The organism is Microbacterium nymphoidis, assembly GCF_021044885.1.
In the GTDB taxonomy this organism is placed as follows: Bacteria; Actinomycetota; Actinomycetes; order Actinomycetales; family Microbacteriaceae; genus Microbacterium; species Microbacterium nymphoidis.
This window is the reverse complement of record NZ_JAJNOD010000005.1, coordinates 142,903-166,315: the sequence shown is the minus strand read 5'-3', so window position 1 is coordinate 166,315 and position 23,413 is coordinate 142,903. Positions and strand designations below refer to the sequence as shown.

The 23,413-nt window shown below is 69.1% G+C and carries 21 protein-coding genes; 11 read left to right on the top strand and 10 right to left on the bottom strand.

Annotation, left to right across the window (positions count from 1 at the left end; genetic code table 11):
- Window positions 1-68: 68 nt before the first annotated feature.
- Window positions 69-2,885: an FAD-binding and (Fe-S)-binding domain-containing protein gene (locus LQ566_RS14845; protein ID WP_231092519.1), complete on the top strand. Its 2,817-nt coding sequence runs from the start codon at window positions 69-71 to the stop codon at window positions 2,883-2,885.
- 144 nt (window positions 2,886-3,029) lie between these two features.
- Here the strand turns inward: LQ566_RS14845 and LQ566_RS14840 are convergent, their stop codons facing one another.
- Window positions 3,030-3,716, bottom strand: a complete 687-nt coding sequence (locus tag LQ566_RS14840; protein WP_231092574.1) for a fasciclin domain-containing protein — start codon at window positions 3,714-3,716, stop codon at window positions 3,030-3,032.
- A gap of 151 nt (window positions 3,717-3,867) precedes the next feature.
- Between LQ566_RS14840 and LQ566_RS14835 the strand changes: the two genes are divergently transcribed.
- The 4 genes from LQ566_RS14835 to LQ566_RS14820 are packed head-to-tail and all read left to right on the top strand — an operon-like array spanning window position 3,868 to window position 7,846.
- Window positions 3,868-5,583 carry a cytochrome c biogenesis protein DipZ gene (locus LQ566_RS14835; protein WP_231092516.1) on the top strand — a complete coding sequence of 572 codons (1,716 nt, stop codon included), beginning with the start codon at window positions 3,868-3,870 and terminating at the stop codon, window positions 5,581-5,583.
- 52 nt (window positions 5,584-5,635) lie between these two features.
- On the top strand, window positions 5,636-6,235 hold the full coding sequence (gene sigK / locus LQ566_RS14830; protein WP_231092503.1) for an ECF RNA polymerase sigma factor SigK: 600 nt from the start codon (window positions 5,636-5,638) through the stop codon (window positions 6,233-6,235).
- Window positions 6,232-7,143: an anti-sigma factor gene (locus LQ566_RS14825; protein ID WP_231092501.1), complete on the top strand. Its 912-nt coding sequence runs from the start codon at window positions 6,232-6,234 to the stop codon at window positions 7,141-7,143. Before sigK ends, LQ566_RS14825 begins: the two co-directional genes overlap by 4 nt.
- A gap of 46 nt (window positions 7,144-7,189) precedes the next feature.
- Window positions 7,190-7,846, top strand: a complete 657-nt coding sequence (locus LQ566_RS14820) for a CatA-like O-acetyltransferase (protein ID WP_231092500.1) — start codon at window positions 7,190-7,192, stop codon at window positions 7,844-7,846.
- A 106-nt stretch (window positions 7,847-7,952) separates the two neighbouring features.
- On the opposite strand, the gene ald is transcribed toward LQ566_RS14820, so the two are convergent.
- The gene (gene ald / locus LQ566_RS14815) at window positions 7,953-9,032 is read right to left on the bottom strand and encodes an alanine dehydrogenase (protein ID WP_231092573.1); all 1,080 of its coding nucleotides are present in this window, start codon (window positions 9,030-9,032) and stop codon (window positions 7,953-7,955) included.
- 131 nt (window positions 9,033-9,163) lie between these two features.
- Between ald and LQ566_RS14810 the strand changes: the two genes are divergently transcribed.
- Window positions 9,164-9,685 (top strand): Lrp/AsnC family transcriptional regulator, encoded by a 522-nt coding sequence (locus LQ566_RS14810; protein ID WP_231092499.1) that lies wholly within the window; start codon window positions 9,164-9,166, stop codon window positions 9,683-9,685.
- 120 nt (window positions 9,686-9,805) lie between these two features.
- Here LQ566_RS14810 and LQ566_RS14805 read toward each other — a convergent pair whose 3' ends face one another.
- Window positions 9,806-10,378: a hypothetical protein gene (locus LQ566_RS14805; RefSeq protein WP_231092498.1), complete on the bottom strand. Its 573-nt coding sequence runs from the start codon at window positions 10,376-10,378 to the stop codon at window positions 9,806-9,808.
- Between the two features lie 300 nt (window positions 10,379-10,678).
- Between LQ566_RS14805 and LQ566_RS14800 the strand changes: the two genes are divergently transcribed.
- The 3 genes from LQ566_RS14800 (at window position 10,679) to LQ566_RS14790 (ending at window position 13,153) form a co-directional block, all read left to right on the top strand.
- Window positions 10,679-11,680 carry a YeiH family protein gene (locus tag LQ566_RS14800; RefSeq protein WP_231092497.1) on the top strand — a complete coding sequence of 334 codons (1,002 nt, stop codon included), beginning with the start codon at window positions 10,679-10,681 and terminating at the stop codon, window positions 11,678-11,680.
- A 245-nt stretch (window positions 11,681-11,925) separates the two neighbouring features.
- Window positions 11,926-12,483: a phosphorylase family protein gene (locus tag LQ566_RS14795; RefSeq protein WP_231092496.1), complete on the top strand. Its 558-nt coding sequence runs from the start codon at window positions 11,926-11,928 to the stop codon at window positions 12,481-12,483.
- Window positions 12,484-12,550: 67 nt separating this feature from the next.
- Window positions 12,551-13,153 (top strand): antibiotic biosynthesis monooxygenase, encoded by a 603-nt coding sequence (locus tag LQ566_RS14790; RefSeq protein WP_231092495.1) that lies wholly within the window; start codon window positions 12,551-12,553, stop codon window positions 13,151-13,153.
- Between the two features lie 19 nt (window positions 13,154-13,172).
- Here LQ566_RS14790 and LQ566_RS14785 read toward each other — a convergent pair whose 3' ends face one another.
- A complete protein-coding gene (locus tag LQ566_RS14785) occupies window positions 13,173-14,030 on the bottom strand; it encodes a DsbA family protein (protein ID WP_231092494.1) in 858 nt (285 codons plus the stop codon).
- A 110-nt stretch (window positions 14,031-14,140) separates the two neighbouring features.
- On the opposite strand from LQ566_RS14785, the gene LQ566_RS14780 reads away from it, so the two are divergent.
- Window positions 14,141-14,902, top strand: coding sequence for a DUF1345 domain-containing protein (locus tag LQ566_RS14780; protein WP_231092493.1), 762 nt, complete (start codon window positions 14,141-14,143; stop codon window positions 14,900-14,902).
- Here LQ566_RS14780 and LQ566_RS14775 read toward each other — a convergent pair.
- Window positions 14,880-15,872, bottom strand: a complete 993-nt coding sequence (locus LQ566_RS14775) for an acetylxylan esterase (RefSeq protein ID WP_231092492.1) — start codon at window positions 15,870-15,872, stop codon at window positions 14,880-14,882. The two genes, LQ566_RS14780 and LQ566_RS14775, sit on opposite strands and share 23 nt — an antisense overlap.
- 81 nt (window positions 15,873-15,953) lie before the next feature.
- On the opposite strand from LQ566_RS14775, the gene LQ566_RS14770 reads away from it, so the two are divergent.
- Window positions 15,954-16,739, top strand: coding sequence for a DeoR/GlpR family DNA-binding transcription regulator (locus LQ566_RS14770; protein WP_231092491.1), 786 nt, complete (start codon window positions 15,954-15,956; stop codon window positions 16,737-16,739).
- Window positions 16,740-16,779: 40 nt separating this feature from the next.
- On the opposite strand, the gene LQ566_RS14765 is transcribed toward LQ566_RS14770, so the two are convergent.
- The 5 genes from LQ566_RS14765 to LQ566_RS14745 all read right to left on the bottom strand — a co-directional run bounded on the left by LQ566_RS14765 (window position 16,780) and on the right by LQ566_RS14745 (window position 23,287).
- Window positions 16,780-17,661, bottom strand: a complete 882-nt coding sequence (locus LQ566_RS14765) for a LacI family DNA-binding transcriptional regulator (protein ID WP_231092490.1) — start codon at window positions 17,659-17,661, stop codon at window positions 16,780-16,782.
- Window positions 17,662-17,735: 74 nt separating this feature from the next.
- Window positions 17,736-19,976, bottom strand: coding sequence for an FAD-dependent oxidoreductase (locus tag LQ566_RS14760; RefSeq protein ID WP_231092489.1), 2,241 nt, complete (start codon window positions 19,974-19,976; stop codon window positions 17,736-17,738).
- 107 nt (window positions 19,977-20,083) lie between these two features.
- Window positions 20,084-21,406, bottom strand: a complete 1,323-nt coding sequence (locus LQ566_RS14755; protein ID WP_231092488.1) for a type 2 periplasmic-binding domain-containing protein — start codon at window positions 21,404-21,406, stop codon at window positions 20,084-20,086.
- A 40-nt stretch (window positions 21,407-21,446) separates the two neighbouring features.
- Window positions 21,447-22,367 carry a carbohydrate ABC transporter permease gene (locus tag LQ566_RS14750; protein WP_231092487.1) on the bottom strand — a complete coding sequence of 307 codons (921 nt, stop codon included), beginning with the start codon at window positions 22,365-22,367 and terminating at the stop codon, window positions 21,447-21,449.
- Window positions 22,367-23,287: a carbohydrate ABC transporter permease gene (locus LQ566_RS14745; RefSeq protein ID WP_231092486.1), complete on the bottom strand. Its 921-nt coding sequence runs from the start codon at window positions 23,285-23,287 to the stop codon at window positions 22,367-22,369. Before LQ566_RS14745 ends, LQ566_RS14750 begins: the two co-directional genes overlap by 1 nt.
- Between the last annotated feature and the right edge of the window lie 126 nt (window positions 23,288-23,413).

Here is a 23,413-nt window from a genome sequence, read left to right as displayed (position 1 = left end):
GAGACTGAGTGTACCGACTGCGTATGATCGTCTGCACAGCATACTTGTCTGACAATCTTGGAGGATCGATGTCCGGACATCGGGTTCCCGAAGCTCCCGCGGGAGTTCCCGCCGGGATCGTGGCCGCCATCGCCGAGGCGGATCGGATCCGCACACGCGCCATCGATCGCTACGCCTACGCGAGTGACGCATCGCATTACCTCTTCGTCCCGGATGCCGTGGTGATCGCGAAGGACGCCCAGGAGGTGGCGGCAGTCCTGCGCGGGTCGGCCGGTGCCGCACACGTCACGTTCCGCTCGGGTGGCACCAGCCTCTCGGGACAGGCCTCCGGGGGTGGCATCCTCGTCGACACCCGACGCGAGTTCCGCCGCATCGAGGTGCTCGACGGCGGTCGCCGGGTACGGGTGCAGCCCGGTGCCACGCTGCGGTCGGTGAACGCCAGGCTGAACCGCCACGGCTACCGCCTCGGCCCCGATCCCGCGAGCGAGGTGGCCTGCACCATCGGCGGTGTGGTGGCCAACAACTCCAGCGGCATGGCCTGCGGCACCGAGGAGAACTCGTACCGCACCGTCGAATCCCTGGTGCTGGTGCTTCCCAGCGGCACCATCGTCGACACCGGCGCCCCCGATGCGGATGAGCTGCTGCGCTCGCGCGAGCCGGAACTGGTGGCGGGGCTGGAACGGCTGCGTGATCGGGTGCGGTCGAACCCGGCGTCCGTGGCGCTGATTCGTCGTCAGTTCGCCCTGAAGAACACCATGGGCTACGGCATCAACGCTTTCCTGGACTTCGACTCACCGGCCGAACTGCTCGCGCACCTCGTCATCGGCTCCGAAGGCACGCTGGCCTTCGTCGCGGAGGCCACGTTCCGCACGGTGCCGATCCGGCGCGAGATGGCCACCACCCTCGCCGTCTTCCGTGATCTGGACGAGGCGACGCGCTCGCTGCCCGATCTCGTCGCGACGGGTGCGGCCACCCTCGAGCTGATGGACGCCACATCGCTGCGCGTCGGACAGAAGCTGCCCGGTGTGCCCGAGGCCATTCTCGGCTTCGACGTGGATGCGCAGGCTGCCCTGCTGGTCGAGTACCACGCTGACTCGGCGGAGGAGCTCGCGCTCGGGACCGCGGCGGGTGAGCGCGTGCTGGCAGGATTCGATCTGCGCGATCGCGCGGTCTTCTCCAGCGATGCCGCTCGTCGCGCCGCTGCCTGGAAGTTCCGCAAGGGCCTGTATGCCTCTGTGGCGGGCGCGCGTGCCCCCGGAACCACGGCGTTGCTGGAGGACGTGGTGGTTCCCGTCGAACGCCTGGCCGCCACGTGTGAATCGCTGCAGGAGCTGTTCGCCCGCTACGAGTACGACGACAGCGTCATCTTCGGGCATGCGAAGGACGGGAACATCCACTTCATGCTCACCGACCGCTTCGGGGACGCGGCCAGCGAGAAGCGCTATCTCGGCTTCACCGAGGACATGGTGCAGGTGATCCTCGATGCCGAGGGGAACCTCAAGGCGGAGCACGGCACCGGGCGGGTGATGGCGCCGTTCGTCCGCCGGCAGTACGGGGACGAGCTCTATGACGTGATGGTGCAGCTCAAGCGCCTCTGCGATCCGCGTGGGGTGCTCAACCCCGGGGTGATCATCACGGAGGACGAGGTCCACCTCGCGGACGTGAAGCCGGCACCGTCGATCGAGGCGGAAGCCGATCGTTGCGTGGAGTGCGGCTACTGCGAACCGGTCTGCCCGTCCCGGGACCTCACCCTCACTCCCCGCCAGCGCATCGTCGTTCGTCGTGCGATGGCCGTGGCGGAGGAGGCGGGGGATCACGCGCTGGTGGCGGAGCTGGAGAAGGACTACGACTACTCCGGCGTGCAGACCTGTGCCGTCGATGGGATGTGCCAGACCAACTGCCCCGTGCTGATCAACACCGGCGCGCTGGTGAAGCGCCTCCGGCGCGAAGAGGCCAACCCCGTCCTCGCCGCCGGGTGGAAGGCGGCTGCCGCGGGCTGGGGGCCGATGACCACGGTCGCATCGGCCGCGCTGACGGTGGCCGACGCCATGCCGGTGGGACTCGTCGCCGGAGTGACGAAGATCGGTCGCGCTGTGCTGGGCGCAGACGTCATGCCCGAGTACTCGGCCGACCTTCCCGGTGGCGGGGCATCACGCGCGAAGGTCCGCGGGATCCGCGGGCGGGGCGAGGTGCGCGCGGTGTACCTGCCCGCCTGCGTGAACGAGATGTTCGGCCCGGACGGCGACGGACCCGGTGCCACGAGCGCCCTGCTCACGCTGCTCGATCGCGCCGGGGTGGCAGTGGTCGTCCCCGACGGGATCGGCTCGATGTGCTGCGGCACACCGTGGTCGTCCAAGGGCTACCAGGCCGGGCACGACCTCATGGCGGACCGCGTCCTCGCGGCCGTGCGTGAGGCGACCCGCGGCGGCGAGCTTCCGATCATCACCGATGCGTCCAGCTGCACCGAGGGCTTCCATCGGATGCTCGACGGACAGGGCTTCCGGCTGGAGGATGCGACCACCTTCGTCGCGCGCGAGGTGCTGCCCAAGCTCACCGTGACCGATCGGATCCACTCGCTCACGCTGCACCCCACGTGCTCCTCGGTGCAGCTGGGGATCGATCCCGACGTGCGAGTGATCGCCGACGCTGTCGCCGACGTCGTGAACGTCCCCGCATCGTGGAACTGCTGCGGTTTCGCGGGCGACCGCGGCATGCTGCACCCCGAGCTCACCGCGTCGGCCACGGCGGCGGAGGCCGCGGAGGTGGCGGAGCTCGATGCCACCGCACACGCGTCCTGCAACCGCACCTGCGAGCTCGGCATGGCGCGCGCGACGGGTCGTCCCTACTCCCACATCCTGGAGCTGCTCGTCGCCGCCACCGCGTGAACCCAGCTTCATAGCGCGTGAATCGCTCGAATCCGGCCGGAATGGGAGCCATTCGCGCACGATGAACCCGGGACGTGGAACGGCCGCGGACACCCCCCAGGGGTCCGCGGCCGTTCTCCTCTCAGCGGGAGCGTTCGGGCTGGCTCAGCTCGCCGGAGGCATGAGGACCGAGTCGATGAGATACACGGTCGCGTTGGCGGTGTGCACGCCACCGCAGATCACCTTGGCGTCGCCCACCATGAGGTTGTCGCCGCTGCCGGTGACGGTGAGGTCGGCGCCCTGCACGGTCTTGTGCGTTCCCACGATCTTCGACGGGTCGATCTGGCCGGGAACCACGTGATAGGTGAGGATCGACGTCAGCGTTGCCGAGTCGGTCTTCAGGCCGTCGATCGTGGCGGCGGGGATCTTCGCGAACGCGTCATCGACGGGGGCGAACACGGTGAACTCGCTGCCGTTCAGCGTGTCGACCAGGTTGACGTCCGGGTTGAGCTTTCCGCTGACCGCCGCGACCAGCGTGGTGAGGAGCGGGTTGTTGGACGCTGCGACGGCGACCGGGTCCTGCGACATGCCCTGGATCGATCCGGCGCCGTCCGGGACTGCGCTCGCGTAGTCGGCGCAGCCGGGGCCGATCAGATCCGCCGCCGGGTCCATCGTCATCGCCGGGGCGCTTGTCTCCGCCTTCGTGGGCATGGACGATGCGGCCGGTGCGCTCGCCTCTGCCGTGCTCGACGATTCTCCGGAGCCCGCCCCCGTCGTGCAGCCTGACAGGACGAGCACCGCCGCGAAACCGAGCGATGCGGCTGCGGCGAACTTCTTCTTGGTGCTGAACATCATCAACCTCCGTGTGTTTCGTCGCGGCATTCCCGCGGCGTCGAGGGTTCTTCGGAGTGCGTCGGAGATCGGATGGGAAGAATCTGAAATTTCTTTCGGACCAATCCGAATCGCCCCGAAATCCGAACCACTCGAGACGAAAGGCGAAGCCATGGATCTGATCATCATCGGCCTGCTGGGCGGCCTCATCACGGGGATCTCGCCCTGCATCCTCCCCGTGCTCCCCGTCATCTTCCTGACGGGTGGCGCGCAATCCGCGGGGTTCGAGACGGAAGACGGGGTGATTCCCGCGCGCCGCTCCCGGCCCTATCTGGTGATCGCGGGGCTCGTCCTCAGCTTCAGCCTGGTCACGCTGCTCGGCTCACTTGTGCTGGGGCTGCTCAATCTGCCGCAGGATGTGATCCGCTGGGCGGGTATCGCGGTGCTGCTGATCCTCGGGATCGGACTCATCGTGCCGCGCTTCGAGCAGCTCATCGAGAAGCCGTTCCAGTGGGTGCCGCGACGCAACGTGGAGAACCGGGGTAGCGGGTTCGGCGTCGGTCTCGCGCTGGGCGCGGTGTTCGTGCCGTGTGCCGGGCCCGTGCTCGCCGCCATCATCGTGGCCGGTGCCACCGGACGTATCGGTCTGGACACCGTGCTGCTTACCGTGTCCTTCGCCATTGGTGTGGCGGTGCCGCTGCTGGTGTTCGCTCTCGCCGGCCGCGGGGTGGTCCAGCGCATCCGCGCCTTCCGCACGCGGGAGCGTGGACTGCGCATCACGGCGGGTGTCGCGATGATCGCGCTGGCCGTCGGCCTCGTCTTCAATCTGCCGCAGTACCTTCAGCAACTGCTACCCGACTACACCGCCGGTGTGCAGCAGGGCCTGCTGGATTCGCCGCAGGGAGAATCGCTCGGGCTGGGCGGGCTGGTCACCGATGAGAACCGCGAACTCGACAACTGCGCGAACGACGCGACGGAATTGCAGAGCTGCGGCACGGCGCCGCAGATCCGCGGGATCGAGCAGTGGCTCAACACCCCGGACGGGGAAGCGGTGAATCTGGAGAGCCTCCGAGGCAAGGTGGTGCTGATCGACTTCTGGGCCTACTCGTGCATCAACTGCCAGCGCTCGATCCCGCACGTGGTCGCCTGGGATCAGACATACGCCGACGCGGGGCTGCAGGTGATCGGCGTGCACTCTCCCGAGTACGCCTTCGAGAAGAGCCCGGCCAACGTCGCCGCCGGCGCTCGCTCGTTCGGGATCGACTACCCGGTGGCGCTCGATAACTCCCTCTCCACCTGGACGGCGTATCGCAACCGGTACTGGCCGGCGCACTACCTGATCGATGCGCAGGGCGTCGTGCGCCACATCTCGTTCGGGGAGGGGAACTACGCCACCACGGAGAAGCTGATCCGTGAACTGCTCACCGACGCGAATCCCGACGTGCAGCTGCCCGCGGCGACGGATGTTGCCGACGTCACACCGGAGCTCGGCTCCACCACCCGGGAGACGTTCCTCGGGGCGACGAAGGCGGTCAACTTCGGCGGAGGCGCGACCTATCGGGCCGGCGTGGAGTCGTTCTCCTTCCCCGCTGATCAGGCGGCGGACACCTTCGCCCTCGCCGGAGACTGGGAGGTGCAGACGCAGTACGCCACACCGGCTTCCGATGATGCACAGGTGCGTCTGAACTACCACGCCCGTGAGGTCCGGGTCGTGCTGGCCGGATCGGGAGCGATCACCGTGACCGATCAGTCGGGCGCCGCACAGACGATCGACGTCAGCGGCACGCCGCGATCATACGAGCTGTTGTCGGGAGGGTCGGGGGATGCGGGCCAGTTCACCCTGACGGTTCCGGCCGGAGTGCAGGTCTACTCCTTCACCTTCGGGTGATGGCGTGACCGGAAAGTGACGTGGATTGTGCACAATCGGCAGGAGGTGGGGCATGCTGGACCTGATGGTGATCGACGACGTGGAGCATGCCGAGCAGGACGGCGGCGACGATCCGTCGTCGGCGCTCCTGGTGAGCATCGCCGCCGGGGACCAGGCAGCGTTCGCCCAGCTGTACGACATGCTCTCCGCTCGGGTGTTCGGCCTCGTCCTGCGTGTGCTGGTGAACCGCTCGCAGAGCGAAGAGGTACTGCAGGAGGTGTTCCTGGAGGTCTGGCAGAGCGCCGCGCGGTTTTCGCCGGACCGGGGCCGCGGGCGCACCTGGGTCCTGACCATCGCGCATCGTCGTGCGGTGGACCGGGTGCGAGCGTCCCAGGCCAGCGAGGACCGGGACGCACGCGTCGGATTCCGCGACCTGGATGTGGCCCACGACAGCGTGTCGGAGCAGGCCGAGATGTCGATCATCGGGGAGCGGGTCGTGCAGACCTTGGCCGCCCTCCCCGAAGCGCAGCGTGAGACCCTCGTGCTGGCGTACTACGGCGGATACTCGCAGAGCGAGATCGCCACGATCACGGGAACGCCGTTGGGGACGGTGAAGACCCGGATGAGAGATGGACTCACGCGTCTTCGGGCGCACTGGGGGGTGAACGCATGAACGAGTCGGAGTTTGCTGAACTGTCCGCCGGACACAGCCTCGGCTCGCTGAGCGAGGCCGATGAGCGTCGCTACCAGGAGGCACTCGCGGAGCATCCGCAGTGGCACGAGATCGCGGATGCGGACGCGGAGACCGCGACGCTGCTGTCGGACGGCGTAGCGGATGTGGCTCCGCCGCCGGCGGCGCGGGACGCGCTGCTGGCGCTGATCGCGAAGACACCCCAGAACGGACCCGAGGCGGGACATCCGCGCCTCGCGGCAGAACTCCCCGACCGTGCACCGGCGTCGGGGAGCGGCGCGACTGACATCCCGGCGCGCGGTGCCGATGCGTCCCTGTCTGATGCCGTCGCGTCCGAGGCGATGCCCGCGTCGGAGCGGACGAGGTCAGAACCCGCCGCGGCTGCGGACATCGGACCGGGGGCGTCGGCAGGCGCCGGCACTGTGCGACCGAAGCCGCGCCGCCGGGCGTTCTTCGCGCTCGCGGCCTGCCTGGCGATCCTCGTGGGTCTGGGGGTGAGCGCCTCGATGATCGTTCCGCAGTTCCTGCGTCCAGCAGCCGTCGTCGCTCTCGATCGGATCGAAAGCGCCCCCGACGCGCAGGAGCGGACCGTCTCGCTCGAGACGGGTGGCACGGCGACCGCCCACTGGTCGGCATCGATCGGCGAGGCCGTGCTGGTGGCGGACGGGCTGGACCGGCTCGACGAGGACCGTGCCTACGAACTGTGGTTCGTTCGCGCGGACGGAGCCGTGTCGGCAGGAGTTTTCGATGCCGCCGACGGACAGACAACGGCCCAGCTGGAGGGCGCCATGAAGCCCGGCGACGCGATCGCCGTGACGATCGAGCAGTCGGGCGGTTCGCCCACTGGCGCGCCGACGAGCGATCCCATCATCGTCATCCCGACGGCCTGATCCGCGGGGCCTCGCCCCGGCGGGTCATGCGTGGTTGCATGGAGGGATGAGACAGCCCGTCCCCGTCGATCTCGCCACCTGGCCGCGCCGCGAGCACTTCGAGCACTACTGGCGCCTGTCGCCGTGCAGCTACGCGATGACCGTGGAGCTCGACGTCACGGCTTTCGCCGAGGCGCTCGCCCGCTCGCAGCGCAAGACCTATCTCGCGCAGGTCTGGGCCATTGCGAATGTGGTGAACCGCCACGACGAATTCCGCATGACGATCACCGACGACGGGATGCCGGCGATCTGGCCGGTCTCCGATCCGGCGTTCACCGTGTTCAACGCCACCCGGGAGACGTTCGCCTGTGTTCCCGTGGCGTACGACGCCGACTTCGGATCGTTCCACGACGCCGCGGCGCCGCTGTTGCGGGAGGCCGCGGGCGCGGAGGCGTTCTTCCCGCTCGGCGCTCCGGCGGCGAACTCGTTCGACGTGTCGAGCCTGCCGTGGGCATCCTTCACGGGATTCACCCTGCAGATCGAGGGCGGTCTGCGCCACCTCGCGCCCATCTTCACGCTCGGCCGGTACGTGGAGCGCGAGGGCCGGACACTGCTCCCCCTCGCGATACAGATCCACCACGCCGCGGCCGACGGCTTTCACACCTCGCGCCTCGTGAACGAGCTGCAGGAACTGCTGTCGGATCCCGCCTGGATCGGCGCCTGAGTCCACCTGGTGCGGCTTACGTCCGTGGAGACAATCGCCGTGGTGCGGTGATTCTCGCCCGCAGTCGGAAGTCGCGCGGGAAATTTCGAGGCGCGGGAGCCGCGGGTCAGTGGGCGAACGCCGCCGCGACCGCGGGATTGGTGATCGCACCGGCGTGGGTGTTCAGGCCCGCTGCGAGTGCGGCATCGGCGGCGAATGCCTGCTCCCATCCCTTGTCGGCCAACGCCACGAGGTAGGGGAGCGTGGCGTTGGTCAGGGCGCGGGTGGAGGTCTCCGGAACCGCACCGGGCATATTGGCGACGCAGTAGTAGACCGTGTCGTGGACCGCGAAGGTCGGGTCGTCGTGAGTCGTCGGGTGCGATCCCTCGAAGCAACCGCCCTGGTCGATCGCGATGTCGACGAGCACCGCGCCCTTCTTCATCGTGCTCACCATCTCGTCCGTGACGAGCTTGGGGGCGGAAGCGCCAGGGATCAGCACGGAGCCGATGACGAGATCGGCGCGGCTCACCTGATCGGCGATCTCCCAGCGGTTGGACACACGCGTCTCGATGCGCCCGTCGAAGCGGCGCTCCAGGTCGCGCAGTCGCGGCAGGGAGATGTCGATCACCGTGACGTCGGCGCCCATGCCGAGCGCGGTGGCCGCGGCGTGCTCGCCGGCGACGCCGCCGCCGATCACGACGACCTTGGCGTTCGGGGTGCCCGCGATCCCGCCCATGAGCATGCCGCGCCCGCCCGAGGTGCGCATCAGCGTGTGGGAGCCCACCACGATCGACAAACGACCGGCCACCTCGCTCATCGGTGAGAGGAGCGGGAGCGTGCGATCAGGGAGCTGCACCGTCTCGTAGGCGATCGCCGTGGTCCCGGCGGCGAGCAGTGCCTCAGTGAGGGGGCGATCGGCGGCGAGGTGGAGGTAGGTGAAGAGCACCTGGTCGCGCAGGAAGCCGTACTCGGAAGCGACCGGCTCCTTCACCTTGACGACGAGATCGGCACCCCAGGCGTCAGCCGCGGCGGGAACGATGCGGGCACCGGCTGCGACATACATGTCGTCCGTGATGCTCGAGCCGACGCCGGCGCCGGCCTGCACCAGCACCTCGTGTCCGCGGTGGACCAGAGCATCGACGCCGGCCGGGGTGATGGCTACGCGATTCTCGTTGTTCTTGACCTCGGCGGGGATTCCCACACGCATGTTGGCCTCCATTGGCTGACGGTGTCGCGCTGTTTGCGCGTGCTTCGAGGATCGCAGAACATTCGTCCCGATGGGAGATACCCTGAAGGATCATCGGAGCGAATTCGGTGAAGAGGGGTACGATTCGGAAAATGGCACCGCCTCCGAGTTCCGAACCGAATACTGTTCGATCCGCCGAAGTCCGCACCGTCGACCTGGATGAGACGGATCGGCGCATCGTCCAGCTGCTCTCCCGCGATGGTCGCATGACGAACGCGGAGCTCGCCGCGGCCATCGGCGTCGCGGCGTCCACCGCGCACGCGCGTACCCGCGCCCTGCTCGAGCGGGGTGTGATCACGGGGTTCCACGCCGGTGTGGATCAGGCCGTTCTCGGTCGCGGGCTCCAGGCGATCATCGGGGTGACCCTGCGCGGAGGTTCGCGTCAGGAGTCGATCGAGGCGTTCGCCGATGCGATCCGCGGACTGCCGCAGGTGATCCAGCTGTTCTTCCTGGGTGGCGCGGACGACTTCCTCATCCATATCGCGGTGCCGGACTCGTCGGCGGTCCGCGCCTTCGTGGTGGAGCATCTGTCCGCACAGCCGAGCGTGGCCTCGACGCGGACGAGCCTCATCTTCGACTATCACCGCAACGCGGTCGCGGCTCCGTTTCGGTGATGCGCGCGCTCCCGGGGCTTTCGTTGCGCGCACCTTGCTCGTATTCGGCTCGCTTTGCCGCCATGTGCGCGCAACGAAACCGAGATATCGCCCCCGCGATTTTGAGCGAATTGCGGGCAATCAAACAGTGTGGGGGGTGTCGCCGGCGGAGGCGGCGCGTCGCCACACGGTCACCTGACCCTGCGTGTGCGCGGCGAAGCCCGCCTCGCTCAGATACCGACGAGCGCGCGCGGACAGGGGGCGCATGTCATCGCGGGCGTCGTCCAGCACGGAGGCCGACGTCCGAAGCCCCCACGTTCCCGACGTCGTCTCGACGTCGATCCCGGGGATGAACCGCCGTCGCACCGTGACGCTTCGGACGCGAGTGAGTGGAACGAGGATCTCGCCGCGCGGGTCGGTCCAGCGCAGCGATCCGGCACTGATCGACAGCACGCCCGCGCGCCGGAACGGTCGCGCGAGGACGATGACGAGCCCCGCCACCGCGAGGAACACCGCACCGCCGAGGAGCAGGAGCGGCTGCGGGCCGATCACGCCTCCGCGCGCATCCGCGATGACGAACGCCACGACGGACGCCGCGAACCCGACACCGAGGGCGATGCCGAGAACGGTCTGCATGACCAACGCGCGGGCGCGCAACGCCGTGAGGGCGAGTTCCGCGCGCCCGTCACGCACTGTCCACGCGCTCGTCGCCATGGGACGAGTCTGGCACGGGGGCACGGCATGCCCGCCTCGCGTGGGCATCGAGGCGCGGCGCTGCGTGGCAGCCTCGCCGAGCGAGCACGAATCGGGGGGGGGCGCTCACTCGGCATGGCGTGGCATGACGTGATCGCGCGGTGAGCGTCAGCGGGAAGACCCCGAGCGCGGATGGTCGAGGGCGATTGCTTGCAGCGCGCCGCTCGTGCCACGGCGCCACCTCGTGCCGAAGGTCACGGGCATGGGGATAGTCCGGCGATGCGGCGGTCCCACACGCCGGAGCCGGACCACGATGGAGCAATGGCGCAGATGCACGACGTGACCGCGAAGCTGCCCGGAGTCCTGCTCGCTGCGGCGATCGCAGGCGTAGCGACCGTGATCGGCGGCTTCGTCCCGCTGGTGGGCTCGGCCCTGCCCGCCATCGTCATCGGCGTCGTCATCGCCCTGGTACGCAGGCCCGGGGGTCCCTTCGCCGCAGGCCTGAAGTTCTCGAGCAAGATGGTGCTGCAGATCGCCGTGGTGCTGCTGGGAAGCCAGCTCTCGCTCGCGCAGGTGGCGACGGTCGGCGCCGAGTCCTTCCCCGTCATGATCTCCACGCTCATCGTGTGCCTGCTGGCCGCCTGGGCGCTCAGCCGCCTGCTGCGCGTGGAGTCGGATCTTGCGGTGCTCATCGGCGTGGGAACGGCGATCTGCGGCGCCTCGGCTATCGCCGCCGTGTCCCCCGTGATCAAGGCCCGAAACGCATCCATCGCCTATGCCGTCTCGACCATCTTCCTGTTCAACGTGCTGGCCGTGCTGCTCTTTCCGCCGCTGGCCCGGCTGCTGGGCTTCACGCAGCACGAGTTCGGGCTCTTCGCGGGTACGGCGGTGAACGATACGTCCTCGGTGGTGGCGACAGCGGGCATCTACGGCACCGCCGCGCTCGGTTTCGCCGTGGTGGTGAAGCTCGTGCGCACGCTGATGATCATCCCGATCAGCGTGGGGCTCGCGATCCGCACCGCTCGGCGCGAGGGGACCCCGGTGCGGTTCACGCCGCGCGGCATCGCTGCGCTGGTGCCCTGGTTCCTCATCGGATTCCTGATCGCATCGCTGGTGCGATCGGTGGGAGTGATCCCCGACGTCGCGCTCGCACCGATCAGCGCGGTGGCGATGTTCCTCATCGCGATGGCGATGGCGGCGATCGGCCTGTCGACGGACATCGCCGGCTTCCGCAGCGCGGGCCTTCGGCCCCTGGCGCTGGGCGGGCTGCTGTGGGTTGTCGTGACCGCTACGGCGGCGGCGGCGATCCTGTTGCTGCGCTGAGACTCCCGCACACAAGACCGAGGCCGGCTCGCGTGGTCTCCCACGCGGCCGGCCGTTCTCGCACCCCCCTGAGCGCCGCCGACCCTCGAAGCCCCCTGCATTCGATTCGCGGTGTTGCTCAGTGCGATGACTCAACGCTAACAAGCGTGTCGGGCTCGTCCGTCCCAGATCGTGTCGGATCTTTGGGGGACAAATCGTCCGCCATCGCGCACGGGAAGGCACGCGGGGGATGGGACGATGGAGGTATGAAGCTTCTCCTCGCCGCCCTGGATGTCGAACTCGTCGCGTTCCCGGAGCACATCGACGGATTCGAGCGCGTCGTGACGGGCGCGGGCAAGCTCAAGGCCGCTCACGGACTCACCCGTGCGCTGGAGCGTGGCCAGTACGACGAGATCGTCGTGCTGGGAACGGCCGGCGCAGTCGTGCCGGAGCTGCAGGGCGGCGTCCACGAGATCGCCGCAGCTGTCCAGCACGACGTCTGGGATGGCGATCACGTGGTCGGTCAGCACGTCACACTGCCGCCGCGTATGGAGACCGGCCGCCCCGGCGAGGTCATCGCAACCGGCGACCACTTCGTCGACACCGCTGCGGGCCAGGCCACCGTGCTGGCGCTGGGCGCCTCGCTGATCGACATGGAGACCTACGTCTACATCTGGGTGGCGCAGCAGTACGGTGTGCCGATCCGCGTGATCCGTTCGGTGTCGGACGCGGCGGACGAGGGCGCCTTCCTGGAGTGGGACGTCGTCGTCGCGGCCTGCTCTGCGCAGCTGTGGGAGTGGTTCCAGCGCGAGTACGGGATCTGACCGTTCGCAGATTGTCATCTGAGTAACGTTCAGCCTGGGCGCTCTGCTCATGCTTCAGAATGGATGCATGACAGAAAGCGCGCTCGAACCGATCACGGTTGCCATTGAGCGCCGGATCGACCCCGAGCGCGCCATCGAGGCGACGAGCTGGATGCAGGCCGGCACCGATCTCGCCGCGACGTTCCCCGGCTTCCTCGGATCCGGGTGGGTGCGCGCGGGGGAGGGCAGCGAGCTCTGGTACATGCTGTACCGCTTCCGCGACATCGCGACGCTGGAGAAGTGGGAGACCTCGCCGCAGCGCACCTGGTGGCTGGAGTCGGGAAACGCCTTCGCGCGCGAAGTGCGTGTGGAACGGCGCACCGGGATCGAGGGCTGGTTCGATGCCGCACAGGCCACGGGGATCGAGACCCGCGTGACGCAGTCGCTCGCGACCGGGTCGGTGGCGGTTCAGCCGGTCGTGCCGCCGCGATGGAAGCAGGCCACCACCATCTGGCTGGGCTTCTTCCCGGTGAACCTGCTCGCGACGTTCCTGCTGGGCTTCATCCCGGGATTCACCGAGTTGCCGCTCGTGCTGCGCGTGCTGATCACCACGCTCATGCTCACGCCGATCATGGCGTACTGGGTGCTCCCCGCCGTCACCCGGCTGCTGCGCGGCTGGCTGCAGCGCTGACGACCCACCGGGGCCAGGGTCAGCGGGCGAGGTAGTCCTCGACCGTGCCCTCGCGATCCCAGGGCTTGCCGTCGGTGGCGAGGGTCGGGGTGTAGAACGCGGTGCGCCCCTGGATGGTGGTCCGCAGCGACTCGTCCTTCGCCACCCGGTTGGTGGCAGCCTCCACCCACCCGCGGTAGGTGCCGTCGGTGATGCACGCGGCCAGCTTTGGGTCGGTGACCCCGGCCTCGCCGATGATGCGGATCATGTCGTCGTTGCTGAGGCCCGCGGTGCCCTCGGCGGGCTGCGCGGCGAACATGCGCTCCTGGACGTCGAGGAAGGAGTCCGGGGCCATGTCCGCCACACAAGCGGCGGCGTTCGCGCCGCGCGTGGCGTAGTCGGTGGTGTAGGCCCGGTCGACGACGGCGAGGGGGAAGAGTTCCAGGGTGATCTCGCCGGACGCGACGGCGTCGGTGAGCAGCTTCGCGTTGTCGCCCTCGAACGCCTTGCACGCGGGGCAGGCCCAGTCGAGGTACAACTGCACGTGCTTCTTGTCGGCGTCCTCGCCCGTCCACTGTGTGCTGGTGGGCGATGCGGTGGCCGCTGTCGCCCCGGTGGGCACGGCGGAGATCTCGCCGTCGCCACCGGTGAACGCGATGCCCCACGATGCCATGTTGGCCGGGCCGGCGTCGGTGGTCACCACGTCCTTCGGCTTGAGGGCGATGGCCAGAGCCACGCCGCCGAGGATGAGGACGATCGCGGCCGCGACACTCGAGGAGATGAGGATCCGTCGCCGTCGCAGTCCCGCGGCAGCCAGCTCCTGCGTGCGCTTCGCCGCCTCGCGGGCCTCGGCGGCCATACGGTTCTCGGACTGCGAGCGATTGGGGCGCTTGGCCATGGGGACCTCCTCCGTCGAGTCATTGAACCATGCGCCGCCTGGCGGAATGGTGGGCGTCCGGAACGCGTGTCTGCGCCCCGTGATGGCGTGGTCTCCGCTTCACTTGTCGCATGGCCCGAACCCGCACCCGCGTCTCGAAACGAGAACGTCGTCGTCAGGCGCGTGCCCCGCGCCGCCCGCGGCGGATGCAGCTGACGATCCTGCACTGGCTGGTGCAGCTCGGCGTCGCCTCGGTGGGCGTCTACGCCGTGATCTGGGAGGGCGACCTGATCACCGCCCTCACGCTGTGGTGCGTTCTGGCGACGACGTACGCGATCATCACGATGATCGTGCTGGGGTGGATGGCTCGTCGCGGGGCCACAGCGGTGGGGGAACGGGCACCGATGCCCGCCGGATTCGTGCAGCTGCGCTCCATCCTGACGATGGTGTTCACGCTGGTGCCGGCGGCGATCGGCGTGAGTGCGGCGATCACGGTCATCCTCTTCGGCAAGGAGAAGTCCTTCGCGGGCGAGCTCCTCGGCATCACCCCCGATGACCTCGGCGGCACGTTCCTGGTGAAGGTCGTGGGCGTGTGGGCCATGATCATCGCGTGGGGGATGCTGCACTGGGGCTTCGCGCAGATGTACGCGCATCGCTCGGAGGCGGTCTGGCCCGATCGCGTGCTCGAGTTCCCCGATACCCCCGCCCCCACGCTCGTGGATCACGTCTACTTCGCCTACACGCTGGGCATGACCTTCGCCGCCTCCGACGTCGATATCCTCACCACGCGGACCCGTTGGACCGCGACGCTGCACTCCGTGCTCTCGTTCCTGCTGAACGCGCTGATCATCGCGCTCTCGTTCAACACGATCATGTCTGCGGGCGCGAGCTGAGCCCCTCCATCGTGCGGCGCAGGTGCTCGCGTCCGCCGTCGATCGCGCGGCGCAGCACGTCGTCCCGGCCGGGATACTCCGCGTGCCCGGCGGGGAGCACCATGAGCTCCCGGTCGGCGAAGCCCGCCGCCACTCCGAATTGTCCCGGCGGGGGAACATGGGTATCCCACAGCGCCGCCTCGACCCGCACCGGAACCCGGGCGAACGTCGCAGCGGTGGAGGCGTCGAAGAGCCGGAGCAGCTCCCGCGCCTCGGGACGAGCAGCCACATACCGGCGCACCGCTTCCCCGCTGCCGTGGCAGGGAGCGGCCAGACGCTCGTCGTACTGCCCGAAGCTCGGCACCACCACCGTCGCGCCGATGAAGCGGTCATCCCACGCCAGCGCGAGCGCGCCGACGCCGCCGCCGAAGCTCTCGCCCACCAGATAGTGCGGCAGCGGACCCCAGAGCTCGTCGGCGATGTTCTGTGTCATCCAGAGATCACGCACGCACGCCCCCAGTACGTACTCCTCGGGATCCTCGATGCCGAACACCACGTGGTCGTCACGTTCCGCGGGCGCCCCGACACCGACGTTCAGCGCGCCGAGTCCACGCGCCAGCGGAAATACAGCGGCGGCGTCGTCCGGGACCCGGTCGAACTCGGGCCGTTCCCGACCGCCGTAGCCGTGGGAGTGCACGACCACGACGCGCGGCGTGCGCTCTCGGGGACGGGCGACCCAGGCGCCCAGCACCGTGCCGTCGGCCGCCGTGTAGCGGATCTCCGCCGCCTCGTGGGCGCCGATGGGCGTGTACTCTCCCACCTCGAATCGGGCGGGGACGGCGCGCACCCGCGCGTTCCATCCCTGCCAGAGCGCGGCGAATCCCCGCCGCGGCGGAATCGGTACCACGCGGCGCAGCGCCTCTTCATCGAAGCCGTAGGTACCGTCGATCTCTTCGTCGGGGAACCAGGTCGCATAGTCGGCGGCGATCATCCGCGTACCTCCGGGGTCGGGGTCGGTGAGCCCGGCCGCACGCGCATGGCAGACTGGCCGAGGCAGGTGGAAGGAGTCCGGGTGCTCGTCGAGGAACGCAGAGCGCAGCTGATCGACGCGGTGCGTCGACGGGGCGCGGCCACGGTCGCGGAGCTCATCGCCGAGCTCGACGTCAGTGCGATGACCGTGCGCCGTGACATCGACGCGCTTGCGGCCGAGGGCCGGTTGCGGAAGGTGCGTGGTGGAGCCACCATCGAGCACGGCGCGACAGCGAGCAGCACCGTCGAGGCACGGCGCGCGCGCATGATCGACGAGAAGCGCGCGATCGCCCGCGAGGCGATGCGCCTCGTGGAACCCGGCATGGTGATCGGGCTCTCCGGCAGCACCACCACGTGGGTGCTCGCGCAGGAGCTTCGCGCGGTCGCGGACCTCACCATCGTCACCAACTCCCTTCCGGTGGCCGATCTCTTCGCCCGTCCCCAGCGGGCCGACGAGCCGTATCTGCAGACCGTGGTGCTCACCGGTGGTGTCCGTACACCGGCCGACTCCTTCGTGGGGCCTGTCGCGGTGCGGGCGCTGGAGCACCTGCACTGTGACATCGTCTTCCTCAGCGCCACCGGGGTCGACGCGCACGCCGGTCTCACCACCGCCAACCTGCTTGAGGCGGAGACCGACCGCGCGCTCGCTGCGGCAGGGCGTGAGGCCGTGCTGCTGGCTGACCACGGCAAGTGGGGCGTCGTCAGCCTCACCACCGTCATCGAGCTCAGCCAGGCCGATCGCATCATCACCGACGCCGGTATGCCCGAAGGAGGGCTCGACGTGCTGCGCGGGCTCATCGCGGACGTGCGGGTGGCCGAGGTCTCCTGACGCCGAGCGCGCGGGACACGGGCACCGGATCGGACGGCGCTCACCGTCCGGTACTGGCGCGGGCGATGACCTGGGCCACCACCGTCACGTGCTGCACCGGCATGTCCCGCCCGGGGGGCGTGCGCATCTGACGATCAAGCTCGTCCAGGGCCGCCGACGCGATCGCATCCTTGTCCGGGGCGACGGTGGACAGCGGCGGGGAGGCGAACTCGGTCGCGCGGACACCGTCGATGCCGATCACGGCCACGTCCTCGGGCACGCGGCGCCCGGCGCCCTGCAGCGCACTGATCACGCCGAACGCGATCGAGTCGTTCGAGCAGAACACCCCGTCGAAGGCCACCCCCGACGCCAGCAGCTGCGCGACCCCGCGCGCACCCTCGGCCGCGGTGAACGCGTCCACCGACACGGTGAGCCCGGCGTCGGTCGCCAGCTCGCGAGCCGCGACCGCCTCCCGATAGCCCGCATAGCGCTGATCAGCGGCATCGGAGGGGCGGGAGTCGCGCGGGCCGATGAAGGCGACCCGACGGCACCCGACGGCCGCCAGGTGTGCCGTGGCGTCGGCTGCAGCGCGGCGGTTGTCGATGGTGATGTGGGTGAACGGGCTGATCTGGATGTGCTCGCCCAGCAGCACGAGCGGGCCGGGGGACGTGCGACGGGTGAGGTCGGCGACCGTGAGTGCACGCGGGATGTGGATCAGACCGTCCGTCTCCGGCAGGCCGACGCCGTTGGCGACGTCGATCTCGCGCTCGTGATCGCCCTCGGTCTGCTGGATCAGGACCGCGAGGCCGCGGTCGTTCGCGCGCCGGCACAGCAGCGCGGTCAGCTCGGCGAAGTACGGCTCCTCCAGGTTGGGCACGGCGAGGGCGATGACCCCGGTGCGCCGACGGCGCTGGGGGAGATCGCCCTGTGCTGCTGTGTCCACTGTCGCGCTCCTCGATGCGGCCGATCGGGATGCCGCCCGTGCACTCACCGTAGCGGTCCGGCCCGGTGCCCGCGTCACGACTGCACTCGCAGGGAGACGATGCGCGCTTCCGGGGCCCCGTTGGTCGCCGTGACCACGACGCGCAGCGCGTCGAACGGCGTGGCGGGCAGCGGGTGGATCCGGTGACGGTGACGGTTGCCGGAGACCTCGATGACCGTGGTCCACCCGGATTCGTCGCGGGTCTCGACGCGGTAGTCGCGCACGAGCTGCGGAAGCACCTCATCGGGACTGCGGTGATGATGCAGCGTGTTCAGCTCCAGGTCCACATCGTCGTCGAACACGAGGCGCACCTCGCGCGCAGTCACCGCGGCGTCCCAGGTGAGGCGCAGTTCGGCGTCGCCGTCGGACAGCGGTGCCGAGGCCCACATGTTCGGCCCGCCGAACGGACGCTGGTAGCCGCCGATCGCGCGTTCCGGAGCGAGAGCGCGCGACACCGGCTCGGCGCGGAAGGCGACGGCCCGCCCGCGCAACGGCTTGGTGGGCCACTGCACGAGAAGCTCGTCGGTGCTGATCGAGACGTTCTGGTCGTCGCTGTCGAGGCGGTGCACCAGCGTGAGGGTGCCGGGGGTGAGCGCATCGGTATGCACCGTGAGCGCCGGATTGGCCCGCAGCACGACCACAGCGTTCTGCGGGTCGGCCGGGGCGAACGGGGTGGGCACGTCGACCCATCGCGCCGGCCCCGCAGCCACCGGCACGGTCGCCGCGTGCTCACGGTGCGCGGGCACGACGTTCTGGCGGCGCCCGGTGCTGAACACCTCGACCGTGAGGGTGGTGTCCTCGGTGGCCGCCACCCACAGCCGCACCGACTCCAGCACCGGATCCACCGGGATCACGATGCCGAGATCGTCGGTGAGCTGGTGTTCGACGGCGGTGCCGGGCGTGCCCGCGGCGATGACCTCTCGGTGTCCGGACGCGGTCACCGTGGCGGTGCGCGCGATGTCCTCGGGATCCTCGTTGCGCACGCCCAGCACGGAGGCATCCCAGCGCAGCAGCCGCTGGCGCAGATCCTCCCGGGCATCGTCATGCAGCTCCCGCGGCGTGACGCCCCGTTCGATGCACATGGCCGCCGCGGTGCCCGCGGCCTCACCCATGGCCGCGCAGGTGGCCATCACCCGCGCGGCGCCGAAGGCCACATGCGTGGCGGAGACGTCGCGCCCCGCGAACAGCAGGTTCTCCACGTTCTGCGAGTACAGCGAGCGGAACGGGATCTCGAACAGTCCGTCGGAGAAGCGCTGAAGCGCGCCCGCACCCTCGGCGTACATCCCGGCCGCCGGGTGCAGGTCGATCGACCAGCCGCCGAACGCCACGCCGTCCTCGAAGGCGGTCTGATCGATCACGTCGTGCTGGGTCAGGGTGTAGTCGCCGATGAAACGGCGGTACTCGCGCTTGCCGGGAAGGTTCCCGATCCACTCGAGGGTGAGGTTGTCGGCATCGAAGCGCCCGGAGTTCTTGATGTAGTCCCAGATCCCGAGGATCACCCCGCGGAGCTCATCGCGGATGCGCTCGTTGTCGTCCACGATGTCCAGCTCTCCGCCCCATTCGATCCACCAGTAGTGGGCGCCGGAATCGCCGGAACGGATGACGCGCGAGGTGGGGATCGGGGTGTGCGAGATGTCGATGGCGGACTCGGGTGCCACATACTTGACCGGGCGGCCGACGTCCTTCGTGTAGAAGAGCAGCGTCGAGCCGAGGAACTCGCGCACCGGCTCCTCCGGGGCCCATTCCTCGCCGAACTCCGCGCGTCCCTCCTTGCCGAGCCGGTGACGCGCCCCCGCGATGGCGCCCACGAGCCCGTCGCCCGTGCAGTCGAGGACGATGGGCGCCGTGAAACGGGTGCGCACCTCGCTGCCCATCGTCCACCCGGTGACGGCGTCGATGCGTCGGGCGTCCTCCGGTCCGGATGCCTCCACCTCGGAGACTTCGGTGTTGAGGAAGAGGCGGATGTTCTTCTCACGACGCACGGTGTCCAGCACGACGTCGTCCCAGTAGACGGGGTTTCCCTCCGGGTTCCGGAACTGGTTCTCGACGTACATCTCGCCGATGATCCCGCTCTCGCGAGCCCACCGCTGGTTGCCGTGCGCGGTGGCCCCGCAGACCCACACGCGCACCTCCGAGGACGAGTTGCCGCCGAGGACCGGGCGGTTGTTGATGAGGGCGACGGAGCGGCCCTGCCGCGCTGCGGCAACGGCTGCGCTCACACCGGCCAGGCCTCCTCCGACGACGATGATGTCGGCTTCGACGGTCTGGGTGCGCATGATGGCGATGTCCTTTCGGGACGTGTGCTGCCGGCCGTGGGGCCGTGCCAGCGGTGGTGCGAAATCAGGGGTGTGCCCGCCGACGACCGGCGTCGGCGGGCACGGGGTCAGGCGATCAGCTTCTGCGCGGCCTCCCCGGCGGACTTCATCGCGTCGGCGGGGGTGGCGGAGCCGACCAGGACGGCCTGCACCTTCTCCGCGATGGTGCTCTCGATCTGTGCGTACTGCGGGTACTGCCAGAACGGGTTGGTGGTCGCCGTGGCCGTGATGCGCTCGCTGAACAGCGAACCGAACGCGTCCGACGTGACGGCGTCGGAGGTGAGCGCCTCCGTGGTCACGGGCGGCAGACCGCGGTTGGCGTAGTCCGCCAGGACCGTGTCGAGATCGCTGGTGGCCCACTGGCCGAACTCCGCCGCGGTCTCCGAACCTGCGCCGGTGATCACGGCGATCGCGCCGCCCCACACCAGCGCGCGCGGGGTGTCGCCGGACTTCAGCACCGGACGCGAGACGGGCACGAGCTTGTCGCCGAGGTTCGCGTCGGGCGAGTCCTTGAGCACCGAGCTGCGCCCCACGGGTGCGTCGTCGTAGATGGCGGTGCGCCCCTGGGCGAACAGCGAGCGAGCGTCGAAGCGATCCACGTCGGCGGCGATCAGGCCCTGGTCGTACAGGCTCTTGTACCAGGTGACGGCCTCGATACTGGCGTCGTCGCCGATCGTGACGGTGCCGTCCTTGACGAGGGTGGAACCGAACGTCTGCATCCAGATGAGGATGTCCTTGAGCTGCGCTGCCTTCGTCGACGCCGCGTAGGGGATGAGCCCGTTGCCGAGCCCCTTGAGCTTGACCAGCGCGGCCTCGAAGTCGTCGATCGACGTGGGGAAGGCGTTCGCGTCGATGCCGGCCTTGCCGAGGATCTCCGAGTTGGTGACCAGGCCGATCGCGCCGATGGTCCACGGGAACGCGTACTGCACGCCCTGGTACTGCGCGGCCTCCAGCGCCGAGTCGGTGTAGCCGCGCTTCGCGGTGAACGCGGAGACGTCGGCCAGCTTGCCGAGCGCGGCGAGCGATGCCAGCCACGCGACATCCACGTGGGCGGCGCCGGTGAACTGGCCGCCGCGCACCTGGAGCATGAGCTGGTTGAAGTACTCGTTGTACGGGAACGAGGTCTGCTTGATCGAGATGGAGTTCTTCGACTCGAATCCGCTGAGCAGTTCCTTGATGGCCGGGGCGGACGCCTCCTCGGTCAGTGACCAGCTGGCGAACGCGAAGTCGGTGGGCTTGGCGCTTCCTCCGGTGGGCAGGGCCGCGCCGGGTGCAGCACCGGATCCGGTGGGAGCACAGGCCGCGAGGGTGGCGGCTGCGGCGCCGAGGCCGAGCCAGGTGAGGGCCTGACGGCGGGTGATGGGTGTGCGGAGCACGGGGGTCTCGGACATGAGTCCTCCTCTTCGAGGGTGTGTGGTGCGATGGGTGGGATCAGCCCTTGACCGCGCCGGCGGTCATGCCGCCGACGAGGAAGCGCTGCAGGGCGATGAAGGCGATGGCGACGGGCAGGGACACCACCAGGGAGGCGGCCATCAGCTCGGGCCACGCGGTCGAAGCCTCGCCGATGTAGGTGTTCACCAGGCCCGGCGGCAGGGTCTGCTTGTCCGGGCCGGCGAGCGTGAGGGCGAACACGAAGTCGTTCCAGCCGCGCACGAAGGCGAACAGGCCCGCCGCGATGAGGCCAGGAGCGGACAGCGGCAGGATGATCGAGTGGATGATGCGCAGCCGCGAGGCGCCGTCCACGCGCGCCGCTTCGATCAGTTCGTCCGGGATGGTGTCGAAGAACCCCTTCAGCATCCACACGCACAGCGGCAGCGTGAACGTGGTGAACGACAGCACGAGTGCGGTGTAGGTGTTGAGGAGGTTGTACGCGGCGAACACCGTGTACAGCGTGACCAGCAGGAGTGCCTGCGGGAACATCTGCGACGCCAGCACGAAGTACATCAGGGATCGCCGTCCGCGGTAGCGGAACTTCGAGAACGAGTAGCCCATGTACGCGGAGACCAGCACCGAGAGCACGGCGGTGATCACGGAGACGATGACGCTGTTGCCGAGGTAGGTGAACAGTGCGGGGTTGTTCACGAGTGAGGTGTACGCCTCGAACGAGATCTGCGTCGGCCACAGGCGCGGCGGGAAAGCGAACACCTCGGTACGCGGTGTGAGAGACGTCGCCAGCAGCCAGTAGATCGGGAGGAGGGCGAAGCCGCCGCACACGATCACGGCGATCCAGGCGCTGATCCGGACGCCCCGGCTCTCGGAGCGGAGCAGGTTGGCGCGACGCGGGCGCGGGGTGACGGTGCTCATCGGGGTCTCCCTGGTGGTGGCGGGGGTGGGGGCGTCGGTGATGGTCATCACTTCTCCCCCTTCTCCGAGAAGCGCACGTACACGACGACGAGACCCATCAGGAGGATCATCCAGAGCAGTCCGAGCGCGCCGGCATGACCCAGATCGAAGCCGTGGAACGCGGTGTCGTAGACCGCCGTGGCGAAGGTCTGCGTGGAACCGGCGGGACCACCCCCGGTGAGCACGTAGATGATGTCGAAGTGCTGGAAGTTCCAGATGAACTCCAGCAGCAGGACGAGGCCGATGATGCCGCGGATCTGCGGCACCGTGATCGAGAAGAAACGGCGGATGGTGCCGGCACCGTCGATCTCCGCGGCCTCGTGGAGCTCCTTCGGGACGGTCTGGAGGCCGGCGAGCAGCATCACCATCATCCAGGGGAAGGACTGCCACGTCTTGGCGACGATGACCGCGATCATTGCCGTCCCGGGCTGCGCCAGCCACGCCTGGGGCTCGCTGATCACGCCGAGCGCCTGCAGCAGCGCGTTCATCACGCCGTAGTTGGCGTTGAAGATCCACATCCAGAGGAACGAGACCACCACGCCGGGGATGAGCCACGGCAGTAGCATCAGGCCGCGCAGCGTCTTGCCGCCGGGGATCCGGGTGTTCAGGGCGAGGGCGAGAGCCATGCCGATGATGAACGGGAAGATCGTGGTGCCCAGCGTGAAGACGAGCGTCTGCCCCAGCAGGCGGCCGAAATCGCCGGTGAGGACGTCGATGACGTTCTGCAGGCCGACGAACTCACGTCCCGGTAGCACGAGGCTCTGCTTGAAGAAGGCGGTCACCAGAGCGGTGACGAGCGGATAGACCACCACCGCCAGCAGGAGGGCGAGTCCGGGCGCGGCCAGGAGCACGGCGAAAAGCCCGTCGGAGATTCGACGAGGTTTGGTTTCTTTTGTGATGTTCTGTTCTCTATTGAGGGTGAACGTCATGGGATTTCCTCGGCGTCGAGGGGGCGCTACGCGACGATGCGGCGGTTGACCCGGATGATCAGTGGAGTTTTCAGCATGCCGGGGCATACGGGCATCCGTCAACTCCAGATCCCATCCCGGCTTCTA